This window comes from Psychromonas hadalis ATCC BAA-638 (assembly GCF_000420245.1).
GTDB classification, from domain to species: Bacteria; Pseudomonadota; Gammaproteobacteria; order Enterobacterales; family Psychromonadaceae; genus Psychromonas; species Psychromonas hadalis.
The window spans coordinates 1-4,301 of sequence record NZ_ATUO01000226.1 but is presented as its reverse complement, the minus strand read 5'-3'; the positions used below and the strand labels follow the sequence as shown (position 1 = coordinate 4,301).

Annotated in this window: 4 protein-coding genes; all 4 read left to right on the top strand. The window is 39.3% G+C overall.

Annotated features, from left to right (window positions below):
- Nucleotides 1-234 precede the first annotated feature (234 nt).
- The 4 genes from G322_RS0117780 to G322_RS0117765 are packed head-to-tail and all read left to right on the top strand — an operon-like array spanning nt 235 to nt 4,149.
- Complete coding sequence (locus G322_RS0117780) at nt 235-2,124, top strand: heme lyase CcmF/NrfE family subunit (protein ID WP_022943043.1); 1,890 nt, start codon at nt 235-237, stop codon at nt 2,122-2,124.
- The gene (locus G322_RS0117775) at nt 2,117-2,668 is read left to right on the top strand and encodes a DsbE family thiol:disulfide interchange protein (RefSeq protein ID WP_022943042.1); all 552 of its coding nucleotides are present in this window, start codon (nt 2,117-2,119) and stop codon (nt 2,666-2,668) included. The genes G322_RS0117780 and G322_RS0117775 overlap by 8 nt, the downstream gene beginning before the upstream one ends.
- Complete coding sequence (gene nrfF, locus G322_RS0117770; protein ID WP_022943041.1) at nt 2,665-3,126, top strand: heme lyase NrfEFG subunit NrfF; 462 nt, start codon at nt 2,665-2,667, stop codon at nt 3,124-3,126. Before G322_RS0117775 ends, nrfF begins: the two co-directional genes overlap by 4 nt.
- Nucleotides 3,127-3,165: 39 nt before the next feature.
- Nucleotides 3,166-4,149 (top strand): ABC transporter substrate-binding protein, encoded by a 984-nt coding sequence (locus G322_RS0117765; protein WP_022943040.1) that lies wholly within the window; start codon nt 3,166-3,168, stop codon nt 4,147-4,149.
- The last annotated feature ends 152 nt before the right edge of the window (nt 4,150-4,301 follow it).

The window sequence follows — 4,301 nt, the reverse complement described above, 5'->3', positions numbered from 1 at the left end:
TTATCTTGGCGCAGCTAAAGCGGCATTTACTGTTTAGATTTATATACAAGCGTCAGGGCTTCAGCCTTGTGGTTGGTTATTTGTACAAAACCCAAGTAGGACTTAAATCCTGTTACCGATGTAAATTATAGGACGTCATTAAGCGATTTATTTAATATAATTTTTACTTGTTTGTCCTAAGATACTTCAAACTGAAGTTCCATATTAACCCTTTTAAAGGAAAATAATTTTTAAATGATCCCCGAACTTGCACTTTTTTTACTTATTTTAACGGGATTTTTTGCCTTTCTTGGCGCGATTCTTCCCCTTTTAGCAAACCTTAAAAGCCCCCCTCAATTACGCCAATATATTTGGCCTCTAACCTATGGTGCAGCTCTTTCCGTTACACTCTCAATCAGCCTATTAGCTTATAGCTTTGTAGTGAATGATTTTTCCGTTTTATATATTGCCCAACACTCCAACTCACAACTGCCCACCTTTTTTAAAATTGCAGCCGTTTGGGGAGGCCACGAGGGCTCATTACTGTTTTGGGTATTCTCGCTCGCACTGTGGGCATTTACCATTGCAGTGGTTAATCGTAAAGAGAAAGCCCCTTTTATCAGTAATGTATTAGTCGTGATGAACCTACTTATTTTAGCGTTGGTTTTATTAACCCTGTTTGCCTCCAATCCGTTTGAACGCTTGCTACCCGCTCCTTTTGAGGGGCGCGATCTAAACCCAATGTTACAAGATATTGGCCTGATTTTTCATCCGCCACTGCTCTATTTAGGTTATGTCGGGTTTTCAGGGTGCTTTGCTTTTGCAGTGGCTGCACTTTGTCAGCCAGAAACGCCTTTCCCTTGGGCAAAACAGAGCCGAATTTGGGCGTTGATGGCTTGGATATTCTTAACAGCAGGTATCGCATTGGGCGCATGGTGGGCTTATTATGAATTAGGCTGGGGCGGTTGGTGGTTTTGGGATCCCGTTGAAAATGCATCATTACTACCTTGGTTAACAGGCACTGCGCTGTTACATTCTCTGATTGCCAGTGAAAAACGTAACGCCTTAATTCGTTGGAGTTTATTACTCGCTATTTTTACTTTTTGCTTAAGCCTATTAGGCACTTTTGTGGTGCGCTCTGGCGTGCTCACCTCTGTACACGCCTTTGCTGTCGATCCGACCAAAGGGCTGCTGTTACTCTTTATATTAGCGCTCTGTTTAGTCATTCCATTAACCCTGTTTGCCAATAACTTTGGTCGATTTAAAGTGGGAAAATTACGCGCCATAGCGAGTCGAGAAGTACTCTTTTTAGCCCTTAATAGCCTGTTTGCAGTCACCACGCTTACCGTATTGTTAGGCACTTTTTATCCGATGATTTTTGATGTTTTTAATCTTGGTAAAATATCGGTTGGCGCGCCCTACTTTAATGCCTTGTTTGTGCCATTATCGCTGTTTGCTTTTCTACTGATGGGCAGCGCCATTTTTATCGATTGGGGAAAAAGCAAGTTTAATAAAAAACAGCTAGTCAGCGCACTATTATTAACCCTCTTGCTCACACTATTGATGTTTACTTTTTTGGCTGAACAATTACAGCCAATGGTTATTATCTTACTCTTTTGTGCAGCTTGGATAATATCTCCCGCGCTGTTAAACATAAAACAACTCGTGAAAAAACGTGCCATGTTCATTGCACACCTTGGGGTAGCAATCACCGCGATAGGCGCGCTGTTAAACGCCTATGATTCCAGTGAGATAAGTAGCAAAATGGGGCCTAATTCAAAAGTAGAATTGGCAGAACTCAGCGTTGAATATCAACAAACTGAATGGTTGATTGGGCCAAACTACAGCGCAGAGCAAGCACGATTGTTAATTACAGATAAACAAAATAATAAACACTATCAACTCACGCCACAACGTCGCCATTACCCAGTGCGCGTCATGAACATGAGTGAGCCTGCGATTAAATCATTCTGGAATAAAGATATCTATATTACCCTTGGGGAGAAGATAGATACGACCGATTATGCCGTACGTATTCAAAAACGGGCTTTTACTAATTGGATCTGGTTTGGGGTTAGTTTGATGATAATAGGTGGGCTATTAGCGCTGCTTAAAAAAATATCATTCAGGAAAAAATATGCGTAATAAAAAACTCACTTTACTCTTACCTAGCTTGGTAGTGGTCGCAATGGTTATCTTATTAATAATGGGGCTAAACAGTAAAAACAGTGCTAAAAATGAAAGGATGCAACCCAAGACGATCCCCTCTTTTGAGCTTTCTAATTTATACACAGATAAGCCGTTAACAGAGGCACTATTTATTAATCAACAGAATGATTATAAACTGCTTAACGTTTGGGCGTCTTGGTGTGTGGTTTGCAAAATAGAGCATCCATTTTTAATCACGCTCGCTGAACAAGGCGTTAATATTGTTGGACTCAATTATCGAGACAATCAGCAATCAGCCATCTCACTACTTGCTAAAACAGGCAGCCCTTATCAGCAGGTTATTTTTGATGGAAAGGGAAAGTTAGCACTGGATTTAGGAGTAATTGGTACACCAGAAACCTATCTGATTAATAAGCATGGGATGATTATTGCTCGCTTTAACGGAGTGCTTACCCCAAAAACATGGGAAAATATTTTTAAGCCACTTATTAAAGAGATAACCGCCGAGGTGCAACGTTGAACTATCTAGTACTGTTTTTTATATTACTGTTTCCAAACCTCGTAGTGGCGTCAGAGAATGCTAATAATACCCCGCTCAACGCCATTTTTGCCCCTGCCAATAACGAGCAGATAATACAGGTAGAAACATTTGCATTTAAAAACAGTAATGAGCAAACACGTGCTATTAATCTTGCACGCACGTTACGTTGCCCGCAATGCCTGAATCAAAATCTCATGGAGTCCAACTCCCCTATCGCCAAAGATCTGCGTTTATTAGTTTATCAGATGATTGATGAGGGAAAAACAGAGACGCAAATTGTCGATTTTATGACCTATCGCTTTGGTGATTTTGTTTTATATAACCCTAAATTTGAGAGCAGAACCTACCTGTTATGGTTAGGCCCTTTTATACTGATATTGCTGTTTTTTATTATCGCTATTGTGGTGGTCAGAAACAGTATAAACAGCACAAAATAGACTAATGTTATTAAGTCTCATAATATTTCGGTGGTCGTGATGAAAACAGTGTTAATGATCTTATTTAGTATAATAATAACGGGTTTATCGATGCCTGTTATGAGCAAACAAAAAATACTGATTATTGAAAGTTACCATAGTGAATATAGCTGGGATCAGAGTTATCTCAGTGGTATACAATCTGTATTTGAAGATAGTTATGAACTATTTTACTTCCAAATGGATAGCAAACGTTTACCTTTAAATCAGCATCAAGGGCAAGCTGATAGAGCGTGGGTCTATTTTAGGCAACTACAACCTGACTTAGTTATTTTAGGTGATGATAGTGCCCTGAAGTATCTTGGAAAAAAAATTTCCAACACAATAACACCCGTTGTTTTTTTAGGCATTAATGATAACCCTCGCCATTATAACTTACACAACAGCAAAAATATCACAGGCGTTTTAGAGCGCCCGCTTATTAAGCGCTCTATCTCAACCATTGCCTATGGAAAAGCCCTAAAAGTATTAGTCCTGTTTGATAATAGCCATACATCGCAAATTATTTTAAAAGAAATATTTTACAATAATAAGCAAATCACCATCTCAGGGGTAACAGTAGATATTCAGTTAATTGACAACTGGAGTCAATGGCAAGCACTTATTCTCGACAGTGCAGAGCAACAATATGATATGTTATTTCTAGGTTTGTATCACACCGTCACAGAAGAAAGTGGCCGACACATCCCAGAATCTGAAGTGCTTCACTGGACAATACAAAATACACCTATTCCCCCCTTTGCTTTTTGGGATTTTAGTATTGGTGTAGATAAAGCGATTGGGGGATTAGTACTTTTTGGCTATGAACAGGGCAGACTAGCAGCACAGATGGCGACACTGATTTTAGAAACACAAATATCTCCTCATCCGTTAGGCACTCAAACTGCGGAGAAGGGGCGATTTTTATTCAGTCGTGAACAACTTAAACGGTTTTCTATTTCTTTACCCGAATACCTAATAAAAAAATCTGCTTTTATTGATTAATAAAAGCAGATTTTTACTTCATTGGTCTTTCTAATTTAAAATTTCACACCCCAGCTATCTAATACCATTCCGCATAATATTGTGATCAGGGCTTGTTGAGGAAAAATGATGAAGAGCAAGGCGCATGATTGAGTAATAGCTAGCTATTGCGA